Origin of the sequence: Streptomyces sp. LX-29, assembly GCF_029541745.1 — a bacterium.
In the GTDB taxonomy this organism is placed as follows: Bacteria; Actinomycetota; Actinomycetes; order Streptomycetales; family Streptomycetaceae; genus Streptomyces.
In genome coordinates this window covers 7,143,206-7,160,685 of the sequence record NZ_CP089746.1, presented here as the reverse complement: position 1 = coordinate 7,160,685, position 17,480 = coordinate 7,143,206, and the positions used below count along the sequence as shown (strand labels likewise).

The 17,480-nt window shown below is 75.6% G+C and carries 4 protein-coding genes; all 4 read right to left on the bottom strand.

The window, feature by feature from the left end:
* Positions 1-58 precede the first annotated feature (58 nt).
* The 4 genes from LRS74_RS29855 to LRS74_RS29840 are packed head-to-tail and all read right to left on the bottom strand — an operon-like array spanning position 59 to position 17,443.
* The gene (locus LRS74_RS29855; protein WP_277743913.1) at positions 59-5,374 is read right to left on the bottom strand and encodes a MupA/Atu3671 family FMN-dependent luciferase-like monooxygenase; all 5,316 of its coding nucleotides are present in this window, start codon (positions 5,372-5,374) and stop codon (positions 59-61) included.
* Complete coding sequence (locus LRS74_RS29850; RefSeq protein ID WP_277743912.1) at positions 5,371-8,784, bottom strand: amino acid adenylation domain-containing protein; 3,414 nt, start codon at positions 8,782-8,784, stop codon at positions 5,371-5,373. Before LRS74_RS29850 ends, LRS74_RS29855 begins: the two co-directional genes overlap by 4 nt.
* Complete coding sequence (locus LRS74_RS29845) at positions 8,781-12,224, bottom strand: bifunctional LLM class flavin-dependent oxidoreductase/SDR family oxidoreductase (RefSeq protein WP_277743911.1); 3,444 nt, start codon at positions 12,222-12,224, stop codon at positions 8,781-8,783. Before LRS74_RS29845 ends, LRS74_RS29850 begins: the two co-directional genes overlap by 4 nt.
* Entirely contained in the window at positions 12,221-17,443 is a 5,223-nt protein-coding gene (locus LRS74_RS29840; protein ID WP_277743910.1) for a type I polyketide synthase, read from the bottom strand. Before LRS74_RS29840 ends, LRS74_RS29845 begins: the two co-directional genes overlap by 4 nt.
* Positions 17,444-17,480 lie beyond the last annotated feature (37 nt).

The following is a 17,480-nucleotide window of genomic DNA, read 5'->3' as shown; positions in this document are numbered from 1 at the left end:
CAACGGGTGGGGTTCGGGTGGTCGGGGTGGGGCCCGCCGGTGCGGTGGTGCCGCCCGGTCAGTCCCCGGTCAGCTCGTCGATGAACTTCGCCAGCTGGTCGACGTGCGGGGTGGTGAGCATGGTCAGGTGGTCGCCGGAGGTCTCGTGGACCTCCACCGGGCGGGTGGAGAAGCGGCCCCAGCCGCGCGCCGGGTCGTCGAGGATCCACGACAGGGCCGGGGGCGGCACGTTGTCGCGGTGCAGTTCGGCGGCGCGGAAGAAGGTCAGCGTGCCCTCGTGCGGCTCGGCCGGCGCGTACAGGCTGCGCTGGTCGGCGATGTAGGCGCGGACGAAGCCGTTCAGCTGGGTGTCGTCGTCGAACTCCGGCGGCAGCACCCGCTGTTCGGCCAGCACCTGGCGCAGCCGGCCCAGCTGCTCGCCCTCCGGCAGCGCGCGCAGCTCCTCCTCGCCGAGCTCCAGCTCCCGCCGGAAGATGCGGGCGAAGACCCGGGCCAGGGTGGCCAGCCAGGCGGCCTGGTCCCAGTCGTCGAAGTGCTCCCGGCGCTCCGGCAGCGGCGCGGCGGTGTCCACCAGGCCGACCAGCCCGACCTCCTTGCCGAGCCGGCGCAGCCGGGCCGCGAGCTCCATGGCGATGTGCCCGCCGAAGGAGTGTCCGACGAAGTGGTACGGCCCTTCGGGCTGGTTCTCCAGCACCAGCGGCAGGTACTGGTCGGCCAGCTCGGGCACCAGGGTGGCGGCGGCGATGTCCTGGGTGAAGGACGGCTGGAGGCCGTGCACCGCCAGCCGCTCCGGCAGCGCGCCGACCAGCTCGTGGAAGTAGACGAGGTTGCCGCCGGCGCCGGGCAGCAGGTACAGCGGGGTCTCGCCGCCGGGCCGCAGCCGGATCAGCGAGCGCCGGCCGGTGTCGCCCTTCTGGTCCAGGGTGTGGGCCATCTCGGCGATGGTGGGCCCCTGGATGAGGGTGGCCAGCGAGAGCCGGCGGCCGAACTGCCGCTCCACCTCGGCCAGCAGCATCACCGCGAGCACCGAGTTGCCGCCCAGGTGGAAGAAGTCGTCCCGCACCCCGAGGGAACGCGTCCCCAGGACGTCCTCCCAGAGCACCGCGAGCCGCATCTCGGTGAGGCCGCGTGGGGCGATCCACTCGGTCTCGGCGCGGGCGGCGTCGGCGGGGGCCGGCAGCGCCCGCCGGTCCACCTTGCCGTTGGGGGTGTAGGGCAGCTCGGGCAGCTCCCGCAGGGAGGCCGGCAGCATGTACCCGGGGAGCCGCTCGGCGAGGTGGGCGCGGAGCTCCGGCACGGAGAGCCGGGCGCCGGGCCGGGCCACGGCGTAGCCGGCGAGCTGTCGGTCCACGCCGTCGCCGTGCACGGTGGCGGCCGCCTGGGCGACGTCGGGGTGGGAGCGCAGCGCCGCCTCGATCTCGCCGAGTTCGATGCGGTAGCCGCGCACCTTGACCTGGTGGTCGGTGCGGCCGATGAACTCCAGGGTGCCGTCGGGGCGGTAGCGCACCAGATCGCCGGTGTTGTACATGCGGGCGCCGGGCGCGGTCGCGAACGGGTCGGCGGTGAAGCGCTCCTCGGTGAGCTCGGGGCGGCCCAGGTAGCCGCGGGTGACCCCGGCCCCGCCGATGTGGAGTTCGCCGGGGACGCCGACGGGCACCGGGTTGCGGGCCGCGTCCAGGACGTACAGGGCGGTGTTGGCGATGGGCCGGCCGATGAGCGCGGAGCCGTCGGGGTCGACCCGGTGGGTGGTGGACCAGATGGTGGTCTCGGTGGGCCCGTACATGTTGTGGACGCGGGCGTCGGTGAGCCCGACGAGCCGCTCGGCCAGGGCCGCGGGGAGCTCCTCGCCGCCCAGCAGGAGCAGCTCCAGCCGGCCGAGGGCCTCGGGCCCGCCGGGTTCGGCGAGGATCATGGCGGCCTGGGAGGGGGTGCACTGGAGCCGGGTGACGGCGTGCTTCTCGATCAGCGCGGGCACCGACAGCGCGGCCTCGGCGCCGCGGTCCGCGTGCTGTTCGCGCGCCCGGGCCAGCAGCGGCAGCGCGTCGAGGACGCTGTCGTCGTCGAGGCCGAAGTCGATGAGGCAGGCCACCTCGTCGACGCCGGTGTCGGCGATGGCGTCCAGCCGCTCGACGACCCGCTCGGTGGTGCCGAAGAGCGCGGCGGTGTCGTAGAAGCGCTCGAAGGCGTGGTCCAGGAGGGTCTGGAGGTCTTCCTCGGGCAGGGCGCCGAGGTCGTCGCCGAGGCCCATGGTGCGGGCGAGGTTGCCGATGAGGCCCAGCGAGGAGGCGAGGTAGTCGCGGAAGGGGCCGCGCACCCGCTCCCGTACCGCCTCGGGGTCCTCGCCGAGGAAGGTGTGCACCATCAGCGTCACCCGGCCCGGGCCCTGGTGTCCGGCCTCGGCCCGGGCCCGCCGGTAGATCTCGACCTTGGCGGCGAGGTCGGCGAGGTCCTGGCCGAGCAGGTGGGTGAGGACGTTGGCGCCGGACTCGCCGGCCGCGCGGAAGGTGTCGGGGCTGCCGGCGGCGGTGACCCACAGCGGCAGCTCGGCCTGGACGGGCCGGGGCAGCGCGCGCACGGCGGTGGGCTTGCCGTAGCCGTTGGGGAGTTCGACGGAGCCGCCCGCCCACAGGGTGCGCAGGGTGTCGATGCCGTCCAGCATGACCTGCTTGCGGTCGGCGTAGTGGTCGGGCGCCAGCACGAAGTCGTCGGCCTGCCAGCCGGAGGCGACGGAGATGCCGGCCCGGCCGCCGGAGAGGTTGTCGACGACGGCCCACTCCTCCACCACGCGCAGCGGGCTGTGCAGCGGCAGCACCACGCTGCCCGCGCGGATGGCGACCCGCTCGGTGACGGCGGCGAGGGCCGCGCCCACCACGGACGGGTTGGGGTAGATCCCGCCGAAGGCGTGGAAGTGCCGCTCGGGCGTCCAGACCGCCTCGAAGCCGTTGCGGTCGGCGAATCTCGCGCCCTCCAGCAGCAGCCGGTAGGCGCCGGGGGCGGACGGGCCGGTGGTGTCGGAGGCGCTGGCGAAGTAGAACAGGCTCAGGTCCGCGACCTTGCCGGGGCGACGCCCGGTGTGCCGCGGCGCGTCCGGCTGGAGCACCACGGTCGAGCCGTGGCTGAGGGTCCACACCAGCTCCAGCACGGAGATGTCGAAGGAGACGGTGGTGACGCCCAGCCAGGTGCCGGCGCTCTCGGCGCCGAACTCCTCGCTCATGGCGGCCAGGAAGTTGACCACGTTGCGGTGCTCGACCATGACGCCCTTGGGGCGGCCGGTGGAGCCGGAGGTGTAGATGACGTACGCCAGGTCCTCGGGCCCGGCGGCGGCCGGCTCTCCGGCCGCCGCGTCGACGGTAGCCGTGTCGACGGTGGCCGTGTCGACGGTGGCCGCGGCCTGGTCCTGCTCGTCCAGGCAGAGCACCGCGGTGCCCTCCGGCACGGTCAGCCGGGGGCGCAGCGCGGAGACGGTGAGCACCAGCGGCGCCCCGGCGTCCGCCAGGATGTGGTCGTTGCGCTCGGCCGGGGCCGACGGGTCCAGCGGCAGGTACGCGGCCCCGGACTTGAGCACCGCGAGCAGCGCGGTGACCAGCCGGGGGGTGCGCGGCAGGCAGAGCCCGACCAGGGTGCCGGGGCGGGCGCCGCGCTCGCGCAGCAGCCCGGCCAGCCGCTCGGCCTCCGCGTCGAGCTCGGCGTAGCTGAGCCCGCCGTCGCCCTGGACGACCGCCGGCCGGTCGGGGGTGGCCGCGGCCTGCCGCTCGACCAGCTCGTGGACGGTGGCGGCCGGGACGTCGAGCGCGGTGTCGTTCCAGTCGGCGACCATGCGCCGCCGCTCGTCGCCGCCGAGCAGCTCCAGCCGGGAGACGGGGGTGTCGGGGGCGGCGAGGGCGCCCTCCAGCACGGTGCGCCAGTGGCCGAGGTAGCGGCGTATGGTCGCCGCGTCGTAGAGGTCGGTGGCGTACTCCAGGGTTCCGCGCAGCCCGTCGGGGCCCTCCTCGGCGATGAGGGTGGTGTCGAACTTGGCGGTGCCGGTGTGCGTCTCCTCCAGCCGGCAGCGGAAGCCGGGCAGCTCGAAGGTGTCGGCGGTGGCGTTCTGGAGGATGAACATGTGCTGGAAGAGCGGGCTGTAGCTGAGCGTCCGCTCCGGCCGCACCACCTCCACCAGCTGTTCGAAGGGCAGGTCCTGGTGGTCGAAGGCGGCCAGTGAGGTGGCGCGGACCCGCTCCAGCAGCTCGGTGAAGCCGGGGTCGCCTTCGGTGTCGACGCGCAGCACCAGGGTGTTGACGAAGAACCCGATGAGCGGTTCCACCTCGGGCCGCGGCCGGCCCGCGACCGGGGTGCCGACGGCCAGGTCGGTGGCGCCGCTGAGCCGGGAGAGCACCAGCGACCAGGCGGCGAGCAGCACCATGTACGGGGTGCAGCCGTGCGTGGCGGCCAGCCTCCGTACGCCGTCGAGGAGTTCGGCGGGCAGGTGGTACGGCTCGGCGGCGCCCCGGTAGGACTGGACGGCCGGGCGGGGCCGGTCGGCGGGCAGGTCGAGCAGCGCGGGCAGCCCGTCCAGCCGCTCCCGCCAGTAAGTGACGTCGTCGGCGAGCGCCTCGGGGGTGAGGTGGGTGCGCTGCCAGCCGGCGTAGTCGGCGTAGCCCACGGTGAGTTCGGGCAGTCCGACCGGCTCCACGCCCTGGGCGTAGCCGCCGTAGAGCGCGAAGAGCTCCCGGTAGAGGATGCCCAGCGACCAGGCGTCGGCGCTGATGTGGTGCACGGACAGCAGCAGATGAGCGCGGTCGGGTCCGTCGTGGACCAGGACGGCCCGCAGCAGCGGGGCGGTGCCGAGGTCGAAGGGGAGCCGGGCCTCGGCGGCGGCCAGTTCGGCGACGCTCTCGCCGGCGGCCAGATGCCGTTCGGGGAGCGGGACCTCGACATCCGCCAGGACCTCGGCGTACGGCTGCCCCTCGCCGACGCGGACCACGGTGCGCAGCGCCTCGTGGCGCCGCACCAGCTCGGTCAGGGCGCGGCGGAGGGCGGCCACGGCGGGGGCGTCGAGCCGGCCCTCCAGGGTGATCCGCCCGGAGAGCACATAGGCGGCGGCGCCGCTGTCGGGCAGCATCTCGGCCATCACCCACATGCGCTGCTGGCCGTAGGAGAGCGGCAGCGGGCCGGCGGCGCGGTCCAGCGGGGTGACCGGCGGCCGTTCGGCGGCGCGGCCGCCGCGCACCCCCTTGAGCAGGGCGATCAGTTCGTCGCGGCGGGCGGTGATCCGGCCGCGCAGCTCGGCGTCGAGGGCGCCGGGCGGGGCGCTGAAGCGCAGCCGCCCGTCCTCCTCCCAGAGCCGGATGTCGCGGGCCCGCAGCTCCGCGAGGAGTTCGACCGGTGATGTCACAGCTCTCCCTCTTCCCGGGCATGGTCGGTACCGGCGATGGCGGTGGGTGGGCCGTCGGCGGCCCACAGCAGCGTCTCCAGGCTCTCGGCGACGCCGCCCACCGTGGGATGGGCGAAGATCACCTGCGCGGTGACGTCGACGCCGTGTTCCTCGCTGAGCCGCAGCGCGGCGCGGGTCACGGCGAGCGAGTGTCCGCCCAGGCGGAAGAAGTCGTCCTCGACGGCGACCTCGCGGACGCCGAGGACCTCGGCGAAGACGGCGGCCACGGACTTCTGCAGCGGGGTGCCGGGTTCGGTGCCGCCGCGCTCGGTGCGCTCCGGCTCCGGCAGCCGCCTGCGCTCCACCTTGCCGGCGACGGTCAGCGGCAGGGCGTCCAGCGGCACGAAGACGGTGGGCACCATGTACTCGGGCAGCCGGTCGGCGCAGTACCGGCGCAGCGCCTCCACCGACGGCGGCTCGCCGTCGGCGGCGACCACCCAGGCGATCAGCGCCTGGGCGGCGCCGGTGCCGCGCGCCTCGACCACGGCCGCCTTGACACCGGGGTGGGTGAGCAGCGCGGCCTCGATCTCGCCCGGCTCGACGCGGAAGCCGCGCACCTTGACCTGGTGGTCGATGCGGCCGAGGTACTCCAGCTCGCCGTCGGCGCGGTAGCGGGCGAGGTCTCCGGTGCGGTACATCCGCTCGCCGGGGTGGAAGGGGTCGGGCACGAAGCGCTCGGCGGTCAGGTCCTCGCGGTGCAGATAGCCGCGGGCCAGGCAGTCGCCGGCCACGCACAGCTCGCCGGCGACGCCGCGCGGCACCGGGGTGCCGTGCGGGTCCAGCAGGTAGATGCGGGCGTTGTCCACGGGGCGTCCGACCGGGGGCAGCGCCTCCCAGTCGGCGGGCGCGGCGGGCAGCGTGTGGGAGGTGATCACGTGCGCCTCGGAGGGCCCGTACTGGTTGTGCAGCGCGGCCCCGGTCCGCTCGAAGAAGACGCGCAGTTCGGCGGTGGCGTGCAGTTGCTCGCCGGCGGTGAACACCTCGCGCAGCGCGGTGGGCCAGGTCCGGCGGGCGGCGCCGACCTCGGCGAGCTGCTGGAGGGCGACGTACGGCAGGAAGAGCCGGGTGATGCCCTGCTCGTCCAGGTACGGCAGCAGCCGCAGCGCGTCGCGGCGGGTGTCGGCGTCCACCAGGACGACGGTGCCGCCGGCCGCCCAGGTGCCGAAGGTCTCCATCATGCAGATGTCGAAGTGGAGCGGGCTGAACTGGAGCACCCGGTCGTCCTCGGCGAACGGGAAGGCGCGGGTCTGCCAGGCCAGCAGGTTGGCGAGGGCGCCGTGGCGCATGGCGATGCCCTTGGGGCGCCCGGTGGAGCCGGAGGTGTAGATGACGTAGATCAGGTCGTCCCGGCCGGTGGCCGGCGCCGGTTCGGCGGCGTCCTGCCCGGACCAGTCCAGGGTGTCCAGCCGCAGCAGGGTGGCGTCGGCGGGGACGTCGAGGGGCGCGTCCGCGAGCACCACGGGGCAGCCGGCCTCGGCGAGCATCTCGGCGGTCCGCTCGGCGGGGTGCTGCGGGTCCAGCGGCAGGAACGCGGCCCCGGCCTTGAGGATGGCGAGCATGGCGACGAGCTGCCGGACGGAGCGGTGGGCGTAGAGGCCGACGAGGGCGCCGGGGGTGACCCCGCGGTCGGTGAGCAGTCGGGCCAGCCGGTTGCTCTCGGCCTCCAGTTCGGCGTAGCTCAGCGTCTCCGCGCCGAAGGCGAGCGCGGTCGCCTCCGGGCGCAGCCGGGCCTGTTCGCTGAGGTAGCGGTGGACGGGCCGGTCCAGGTCGATCTCCCGGACCTCGCCGCGCCCGGCGGTCTGGAGCTCCTCGCGCTGGTCGGGGGTGAGCAGCGGGAGCCGGTGGACGGGGGTGTCGGGCTGCTCCAGGGCGGCTCGGGTGAGCCGCTGGAAGGCGGCGGCGAGGCGCTCGGCGGTGGCCCGGTCGAAGAGGTCCTCGGCGTACTCCAGGGAGCAGTCCAGCGACGCGCCGCGGTCCTCGGCGAACAGCGTCAGGTCGAACTTGGCGGTGCCGTTGTGCACCCCCTCGCGGGCGACCTCCAGCTCCCCGACGCGACCGCCCTGGTAGGGGGTCTCGTAGTAGGTGAGCATGTTCTGGAAGACCGGGGCGTGGCTGAGCGACCGCTGCGGTTGGAGTTCGGCGACGATCCGCTGGAAGGGCACGTCCCGCTGTTCGAAGCCGTCCAGGAAGGTGCGCTGGACCCGGCCGAGCAGCTCGGTGAAGGTGGGGTCGCCGGTGAGGTCGACGCGCAGCGGGAGGGTGCCGACGAAGAAGCCCACCAGGGAGGCCGCCTCCGGGCGTTCGCGGTTGCTGACCGGGGTGCCGACGACGACCTCGTCGGTGCCGGCGTGCCGGGCCAGCACCGCGGCCCAGCAGGCGAGCAGCAGCACATACGGGGTGACCCGGGCCCGGCCGGCGAGGTCGGTGATCCGCGCGGTGTCCTCGGGGCCGAAGGAGAAGTCGACCAGGCCGCCGCGGAAGGACTGGCGGGCGGGGCGCGGCCGGTCGGTGGGCAGCTCCAGCAGTGGCGGCGCGCCCTCGAGCTGCTTCTTCCAGTAGTCCAGCCGGCGGTGCTCGGCGACCGGGGACCGCGTCGCGCGCTGCCACTCGGCGGCGTCGGCGTAGTGCACCGACAGCGGCGGCAGGCTGGCCGGCTCGGCGTCGGCCTCGTAGAGCGCGAACAGCTCCCGGAAGAGCACCGACAGCGAGCCGGCGTCGGCGGCGATGTGGTGCACCGACAGCACCAGGTACGCCTCGTCGGGCGCGGTGGTGACGAGCAGGGCGCGCAGCATGCGGCCCTCGGCCAGGTCGAACGGCTCGCGGGCGGACTCCCGGGCGAGCCGGGCGAGTTCGGCGGCCCGCTCCCCCTCCGGCAGCGCGCCGAGGTCGACCTGTCGCACCGGCGGTGCGGCCTCGGCCAGGACGACCTGCTCGGGGATGCCGTCGGGGCCGGAGCGGTAGGCGGTGCGCAGCGCCTCGTGCCGGTTGGCGACGAGGGTGAGGCAGCGGACCATCAGCTCCGGGCGCAGCGCGCCGGTCAGCCGGACGCCGCCGCTGATGACGTACGTCGGCTGGTGGCCCTCGACCTGGTCCAGCAGCCACAGCGCCTCCTGGCCCGCGGAGAGCGGGAAGGTGCGGCCGTCGCGCGGCAGCGGCGTGATGGGCGCGGCGGCCCGGGCCTCGGCGGTGAGGTGGGCGAGCAGGCCGGGCTTGTGGGCGCGCAGGCGGTCGCGCAGCTCGGGGGTGAGCGCCCCCTTGGCCGCCGAGACGCGCAGCTCCGCGCCGTCGGCGGTGACTCTGATGCGGGCCGCGGCCACGTCGTCCAACAGGGCCGTCAGTTCGGCCGCCTCGTTCATGGGTCCCCCGTTCACAGCGTGATCTCCTCTCGTTCCCCGTCGTCGGCCGGCTCGTCCAGCACGTCGGCGAGCAGGTCGAGTACGTGCTGGGTGAGCTCCTCGACGCTCGACCCCTCCAGGAAGCGCACCACCGGGACCACGACGCCCAGGTCGGCCTTGACGCGGTTGCGCAGGTCGAGGGACATCAGCGAGTCCAGGCCCAGTTCGGTGATGGGCTGCTGCCGGTCGATCTCCTGGGCGTCGCTGCCCAGGACGGCGGCCAGCCGCTCGGTGAGGTACGCGGCGCCGAGCTCCAGGCGCCGCTCGGCGTCCGCCTCCGTGAGCTGCCGCAGCAGCTCGGCGGAGCCGGAGTCCCCCGCCTCGCCGAGGAAGCCGGCGAACTGCCGGGTGCTCCGGGCGGTGGGGAAGGCGGCGAAGACGCCGGGCCAGTCCAGGCGGGCCACGGTGACCTGCTCGGGGTCCTGGCGCAGCACCCGGTCGAAGACCTCCAGCCCCTCGGCGGGGGTCATGCTGCCGACGCCGACGCGGGCGAGCTGGTCCAGGCCGTCCTCGCGCACGGCCATGCCGACCTGGTTCCACGGGCCGTAGCCCAGGGCGACGCCCGCGCCGCCGGCGCCGCGCCGGTGGTGGGCGAGCGCGTCGACGAAGGCGTTGGCGGCCGCGTAGTTGGCCGCTCCGACGCCCACGGGTCCGAACACCGCGGGCAGCGCCGAGACCATGAGGAACATCCGGGCGTCGGCGAAGACCTGGTGCAGGTTCCAGGAGCCGGCGACCTTGGGGGCCGCGACCTCCCGCAGCCGGTCCAGCTCCAGGCCGCTGAGCATGGCGCCCCGGACGACGCCCGCCAGGTGCACCACCCCGACCACCGGCGGCAGGCCCGCCTCGGCCAGTCGGTCGCGCACCGCCTCCACCTGGGCCGGGTCGGCCACGTCGGCCGTGGCGATGTGCACCCGGGCGCCCAGCGCGGTGAGCTCCGCGACGGCGGCGCGCTGGGCGTCGGTCCTGACGCCGCCGCGCCCGGTCAGCGTCAGGAAGCGGGCGCCCCGCTCCACCATCCGGCGCGCCAGCACCAGGCCGAGGTCGCCGAGGCCGCCGGTGAGCAGATAGGTGCCGGCCGGGTCGAGCCGCGGCAGCGGGTCGGCGGGCGCGGTCAGCGCCTCGGCGCGCACCAGGCGCGGGGCGAGCAGCCGCTCGCCGCGCAGCGCGAGCTGGTCCTCGGTGTGCTCCCCGCGCTCGGCGGTGAGCAGGGCGGCCAGCCGCGGCACGGCCAGGGCGTCGGACGGGTCGAGGTCGACCAGGCCGCCCCACAGCTCGGGGTGTTCGACGGCCAGCACCCGGCCCAGGCCCCAGACCGGGGACTGGAGCACGCCGGAGGCGGTGACGGGCGTGCCGCCCGCGGGCTGCGCGCCCCGGGTGATCAGCCAGATCCGCCCGCCGCGGGTGGGGTCGTCCAGCTCCAGGGCGCCACGGACCAGCGCCAGGGCGGCCTCGCTGCCGCCCCGCTGGGCCGTGACGACCTCGTCGGTGGTGGCGTCGGGCAGCTCGGGGACGTCCAGCGGCCAGAGCAGGGCCACGCCGTCGAGTGGCCCGGCCGCGACGGCCCGGTAGAGCGCGCGGCGTATCCGGGCCGTGTCGGGCGCCTCGTCGGCGTGCACCACCTCGACCTGGTGGCCCGCGCCGGCCAGCTCCGCGGCCAGCGCCTCGCCGGTGCCGGTGGCGTCGGCGAGGACCAGCCAGCGGCCGGCGGCCGCGTCCGCGGCGGCCGGCGGGGCGGGGACCTCGGTCCAGTCGGTGCGGTAGCAGAGCTCGGCGCCCACGTCGGTGGGCTCCTCGGCCGACTCCACCCGGCGCATCCGCAGCCCCTCGGCGCGGGCGACCAGCCCGTCGTCGTCGTACAGCCGCACATCGGCGACGAGTTCCCCCTCGGGCTCCGCCTCGGGGGTGCGCACCACGTGGGAGTGGACGGTGCCTCGGGGGCGCCGGTACGGCTCCAGCGAGCGCACCCCGATCGGCAGGGCGAGCACCGCTCCCCCGGTCAGTGCCTCCGGGGCGAGCGCGCCCAGCAGCAGGAACGCGTTGTCCAGCAGGGCGGGGTGGAACTCGTAGGCGTCGTCCTCGGGCCCGGTGGGCAGCCGCAGCCGGCCGAGCACCTCGCCCTCGCCCACCCACATCCGCTCCAGGCAGCGCATCCGCGGCCCGTATCCGGCGCCCGCCGTCTCGACCCGGTCGAAGAACTCGCCGGCGTCCACCTCGGCGAGGCCGCGGGCCTTGACGGCCTCCATGTCGGGGTCCCAGACCGGTCCTCGGGCCGCCGCCTCCCGAGGGTCCGGGGCGGGCACCGGGAGCGCGACCGGGATCGGGCCCTCGCGGCGTGCCGTGGCGGCGCCCTGGACCTCCGGGTCCCCCTCGGCGAGGGTGCGCAGCCGGTCCAGGTGCGGCAGGCCCGCCAGCACCTCCTCGGCGGGCGGCCCGAAGTCGAGCAGGCAGGCCAGCTCGTCCACACCGATCTCGGCGAGCCGGCGGACCAGCGGCAGGCAGGACTCGGGCGAGCCGATCAGCGACCGGGAGGAGGCGAACCGGTCGTAGAGGAAGCCGGTGAACTGGGTGAGCTCCTCGTCCGGCAGCGCGGTGATGTCGATGTCGTCGCCGCGGCCGCGGCTCTTCGCCAGCCCCTTGAGCAGGCCCAGGTTGCCCTTGAGGTAGCGCACGTAGGGGTCGCGGGCGAGCTGGGTGACGGCCTCGGCTTCGGTGCCCACGAAGGTGTGGAGCATGACGGTGACCCGGCCGTCCTGCGGCGGGAACCCGGCGTCGGCGCGCGCCTTGCGGTAGCGGGCGATGTTGTCGGCGAGCCCGTCGACGCCCTGGTCGAGCAGGTGGGTGAGGAGGTGGGCGCCGACCCGACCCGCCTTGGCGAAGCTGGCGGGCGAGCTGGCGGCCGTCAGCCACAGCGGCAGCTCCGGCTGCACCGGGCGCGGATGGGTACGGACCCGGATGGGCTTGCCGGTGCCGCTGGTGGCCGGGGTCGACTCGCCGCGCCACAGCGCGCGGAGCACCGGCAGCGCCTCGTCCAGGTGCTCGTTGCGGCCGGCGTAACGGTCGGGGAAGAAGGCGAAGTCGTCCGGGTTCCAGCCGGCGGCCAGGGAGATCCCGGCGCGGCCGCCGGAGAGGTTGTCGACGACCGCCCACTCCTCGGCGACCCGCAGCGGGTCGTGCAGCGGCAGCACCACACTGCCGGCCCGCAGCCCGATCCGGCTGGTCTCCCGCGCCAGGGCGGCGTGCAGCAGGGCCGGGTTCGGGTAGAGCGAGCCCAGCGGGGTGAAGTGCCGCTCCGGGACCCAGATGTTGAGGAAGTCGTGCTCGTCGCCGAAGCGGGCGCTGCGGACGAGCAGCTCGTAACGGTCCTCCCCGTTCAGCGCGTTCTCGTCGCTGGCGAAGAACATCAGGCTGAATTTCATGACGTGCGCTCCCCGTTGCTCACCTCGGTGCGTGCACCGCCGTCGGACACCGCGGACTCCGGTGCCGCGGTGCGGACCAGCCGGGCGGTGGCGTGCTGGGTCCACCCGGAGGTGTCGGCCGTGCCGCGGCTGTGGACGCTGAAGGCCAGCGGCTGGCCCGGCCGGCCGTGCAGCCCGACCTGGACGACGCGCGCGCCGTCCGGCGGGACGCTCAGGACGCTGTGGTACGCCACGTCCTGGAGGGTGTACGTGCTCTCCGGGTCCAGCTCGCGGGCGGCGGCCAGCGCCATCTCGATGTAGCTGGTGCCGGGGGCGACGACCCGCCCCTGGATGCGGTGGTCGTCCAGCACCGCCACCTGGTCCTGCGCCAGCGCGCGCTGCCACGCGTGCCGGCCGGGATCGCCGGCGATGCCCGGCAGTCGGCGGCCCAGCAGCGGGTGGCGGCCGGCGGCCGCGCCGTCCCAGGTGCCCGTCTCGTCGGCGGCGGGCGCGCGCAGCTCGTCGGGCAGCCAGAACCGGCGCCGCTGGAAGGGGTAGGAGGGCAGCTGGACGCGGCGACCGCCGCGCCCTGCGCGCACCGCCGGCCAGTCGACGGACACGCCCGCGGCCCATGCGGCGCCCAGCGCCTGGGCCAGGGCGCGGCCCTCGGCGCGGCCGGCGCGCAGCGAGGAGACCCACAGCGTCTCGCCCGCGCCCTCGCCCGTGGACTTGGCGCCCTTGGCGATCCGCCGGGCCAGGGGGGCCAGCACCGCGTCGGGGCCGATCTCGACGCCGAGCGTGCAGCCCTCGGCGGCGAGGGTGGCGACGCCGTCGGCGTAGCGTACGGCGTGCCGCATCTGGTCCACCCAGTAGTCGGCGGTGGCCATCCGCGGGCCGGCCGGCGCGCCGGTGAGCGAGGAGACCAGCGGCAGCCGCGGCGGACGCAGCGTCACCTGCTCCACGGCCCGGCGGAACTCCTCCAGCACCGGGTCGAGCAGCGGCGAGTGGAAGGCGTGCGAGGTGCGCATCCCCTTCGACGTCCGGCCCTGCTTCCGCAGGCCCTCGGCCACCGCGGCGACCGCCTCGGCCTCGCCGGAGAGCACGACCTCCTCGGGGCCGTTGACGGCGGCCAGCGCCACCCGGTCGGCGTACGGGGCGAGCGCCTCCAGCGCCTCCCGCTCGCCGGCCCGTACCGCCCGCATGGCGCCGCCGGCCGGCAGGCCCTGCATCAGTCGGGCGCGGGTGCCCAGCAGGGTCAGCGCGTCGTCGAGCTCGAAGACCCCGGCCAGGCAGGCCGCGACGTACTCGCCGACGCTGTGGCCGAGGAGATGGGTCGGCTCGACGCCCAGGGAGCGCCACAGCGCGGCCAGGGCGTACTCCACGGCGAAGATGGCCGGCTGGGCGTACTCCGTCCTGGCCAGCGCCTCGGCGTCACCGATGACCTCGTGCAGATCGAAGCCGAAACGCTTGTCCAGGACGCGGGCGCACTCGTCGAACGCCTCGCGGTACACGGTCCAGTCGCGGTAGAGCTCGGTGCCCATGCCGGCCCGGTGCGAGCCCTGCCCGGTGAAGAGGAAGGCCAGGGCGGGGGCGCGGCGCGGGGCCCGGCCGCGGGCCACGGCGGCCGAGGGCCGGCCGCTCTCCGCGAAGCGCGCCAGGGCCTCGCCCGCCTCCTCGGCGGTGGCGGCGGCCACGGCCAGCCGGTGCGGCCACAGGGCGCGTCCGGTGGCGGCGGTGTGCGCGATGTCGCCGAGCGGTTCGGCGGTGTCGGCCAGCAGCTCGGCGTAGCGGGCGGCGAGCTCGCGCAGCGCCTGGGGGCCGCGGGCCGACAGGGTCAGCACCTCGTCGGCGGGGCCGTCCGCGGCGCCCTCGGCCGAGTCGCGACCGAGGGCGCCGGACGACCCCGGCGGGGCCGCGGCGGGCGCCTCGGACAGCACCACATGGGCGTTGGTCCCGCCGAAGCCGAAGGCGCTGACGCCGGCGGTGCGCCGCCCGGCGGGCCACTCGCGCGGCTCGACCGGGATCTCCAGCGGTGTGTCGAGGTCGGCGATGTGCGGGTTGAGCCGGGTCAGGTGCAGATGCGGCGGGATGGTGCGGTGCTGGAGCGCCAGCACGACCTTGATGAGGCCGGCGATGCCCGCCGCGGACTCCAGGTGTCCGACGTTGGTCTTGACCGAGCCCAGGTAGCAGGGCCCGGCGGTCTCGCTCCGGCCCGGCCCCCGGGTGAGCACCTCGGTCAGCGACTCGTACTCGACGGGGTCGCCCAGCGCGGTGCCGGTGCCGTGCGCCTCGATGTAGCCGAGCTCGTCCTGGGACACCCCCGCCGCGCCCCAGGCCGCCCGGATGACGTCCTGCTGTGCCTGCCCGTGCGGGGCGGTCAGCCCGTTGGACCGCCCGTCCTGGTTGACGGCGGAGCCGCGGATGACGGCCAGCACCCGGTCGCCGTCGGCCTGGGCGCGGGACAGCGGCTTCAGCACCACCACGCCGCAGCCCTCGGACCGCACGTATCCGTCGGCGCGCTCGTCGAACGCCTTGCAGCGGCCGTCCGCGGCCATCATCCGGGCCCGCGAGAAGACGGCGGTGTAGTCGGGGCTGAGGATGAGGTTCACCCCGCCGGCCAGCGCCAGGGTGGCCTCGCCGCGGCGCAGCGCCTCGCACGCCTGGTGCACGGCGACCAGCGAGGAGGAGCAGGCGGTGTCCACGGCCATGCTGGGGCCGCGCAGGTCGAGCAGGTAGGAGAGCCGGTTGGCCGCGATGCTCAGGGCGTTGCCGGTGCCGTAGTGGGCGTCGAGCGCCTCCTTCGCGCCGGCGGTCAGCCGCGTGTAGTCGTTGTTGCTGATGCCGACGTAGACGCCGGTGGCGCTGCCGGCCAGCGCGTCGGGGACGAGCGCGGCGTTCTCCAGCGCCTCCCAGGCGACCTCCAGCAGCAGCCGCTGCTGCGGGTCGATGGCGGCGGCCTCGCTGGGGGCGATGCCGAAGAACTCCGGGTCGAAGTCGGCGACCCGGGACAGGAAGCCGCCCCAGCGGGTGCTGGTGGTGCCGGGTCGGCCCAGCCGCGGGTCGTAGAGCGCGTCGGCGTCCCAGCGCTCCGCGGGCACCTCGCCGATGGCGTCGGTGCCTTCCAGCAGCAGCTTCCAGAAGTCGTCGGTGTCCTCGGCGCCGGGCAGCCGGCAGGCCATGCCGACGACGGCGATCGGCTCGTCGCGGTCGGGGCCGCCCGAGGCCGCCGGCTCCGCCACGGGGGCGTCGTCGCCGGCGAGGTGGCGGGCGATCTCCTCGGCCGTGGGGTGCTGGTAGAGCAGGGCGGCGGGGAGCCGGCGGCCCAGCGCGCGCTGGAGGGCGCCGGAGATGGCGATCGCGGAGGCCGAGTCGACGCCGTAGACGCTGAAGCTCGCACGGGGGTCGAGCTGCTCCGGGGTCAGGCCGAGGTGGTCGGCGACGGTCTCGGTCACCAGCCGTACGAGGTCGTCGTGGCCGGCCTCGCCCGTCTCCCCGGACGAGGTCGCGGGCCCGGCCGGGGTCGGCGCGGTCCAGGTCGCGACCGTGGCCAGGGTGCCGTCGAGGTAGCCGCGCCTGGCGGCTCGGCGGGCGATCTTCCCGCTGGAGGTCTTGGGCACGGCCCGGGTGCGCAGCAGGACCAACGCGTGCAGCGGAACGTCGTGTTCGGCGGCGACGGCCGCGGCCACGGCGGCGCCCAGCCGTGCGGCGTCCGCCTCGTCGATCTCGTCGCCGCGCACCTCCTGGACGACGACGACGCGCTCCTCACCGGTGGAGCCGTCCGCGCCCGCCTCGGGCTCCAGGGCGAAGGCCGCGGTGCAGCCGGGCCGGAAGACGGGGTCGACGCCCTCGACGGTGCGCTCGATGTCCTGCGGGTAGAGGTTGCGCCCGCGGACGATGATCATGTCCTTGATGCGTCCGGTGATGCAGAGCCGGCCGTCGGCGGAGCGGAAGCCCTTGTCGCCGGTGGCCACCCAGGTGGCGGCGGCGTCCGCGGGCTCGTCGGCCCGCCGGTTGCCGAAGGTCTCGGCGGTCTCCTCGGGCCGCTGCCAGTAGCCGTGTCCGGCGCTGGGCCCGCTCAGCCAGACCTCGCCGACCTGCCCGTCCGGCACGGCGCGCCGGGTCCGCGGGTCGACGACGGCCAGCCGCTGGTCGAGGTGGGCGCGGCCGACGCCGACCACCGCGCGGGAGCCGGGGGTGCCGGGGGCGACCTCGACGATCCGGTCCTGCTCCAGGGCGGCGCCGTCCAGGTGGTAGACGGTGGCGCCGTCGCCGGGGCGGTCGGCGGAGACGAAGACGGAGTTCTCGGCGAGGCCGTAGCCGGGGTACCAGGCGGTGTCACGGAAGCCGTGCTCGGCGTAGGCGCGGGCGAAGCGCTCCAGCGTCTCGGCGCGGATCGGCTCCGCTCCGTTGAGCGCCACCTGCCAGTGGCTCAGGTCGAGCCCGGCCCGGTCCTCGGGGCGGGTGCGGCGCACGCACAGCTCGTAGGCGAAGTTGGGCGCGCAGCTCAGGGTGCCCTGGTGGTCGGAGAGCGCCCGCAGCCAGCGGATCGGCTCCAGCAGGAACGCCTCCGGGGGCATGTAGACCAGCTCGGCGTGCCAGAACAGGGCCTGGAGCAGGTTGGCGATCAGCCCCATGTCGTGGAAGAGCGGCAGCCAGGAGACGAAGACCGGGCGCTCGCTGTGGCCCATCGCCTCGGCCATCATCGCGCAGTTGTGCAGCAGGTTGGCGTGGCTGAGCATCACGCCCTTGGGGTTGCCGGTGGAGCCGGAGGTGTACTGGAGGAAGGCCAGTTCGTCCGGTTCGACGGCCGGCTCGCGCCAGTCCTCGGCGGCGGAGAGCGGCACCCGGTCGGTGGCCACCCAGCGCGCCTGCGCGTGGTAGGTGCCGGCCAGCTGGTCGTGCAGCCAGCCGGGGGCGGCGACGATCGAGGCGCCCGAGTCCTCCGCGACCGCGTTGAGTCGGGCGGCGTGCTTGTCGGAGCGCGGCGGATAGGCGGGGACGGCGACCATGCCCGCGTACAGGCAGCCGAAGAACGCGGCCACGAACTCGGGCCCGGACGGGTAGAGCATCAGCACCCGCTCGCCCGGGGCGTTCAGGCGGCGCAGCTCGGCGGCGATGGCGCGGGCCCGCAGATCGAGGTCGGCGTAGGTGAGTCGTTCCGTGACGGCCTCGCCGTCGGCCAGATAGGTGAACGCCGGCCGTCGCCCGTCTTCCGCGCTCCGTAGCCGAAGGAGCTCCACCAGGTTCCCGGCCGAGGGGGCCGGCCGCGCTATTGAG

Bases quoted from the DNA above. Each gene is read 5' to 3' on its own strand.
- LRS74_RS29845 (WP_277743911.1), bottom strand. From the start codon at position 12,224: ATGAAATTCAGCCTGATGTTCTTCGCCAGCGACGAGAACGCGCTGAAC.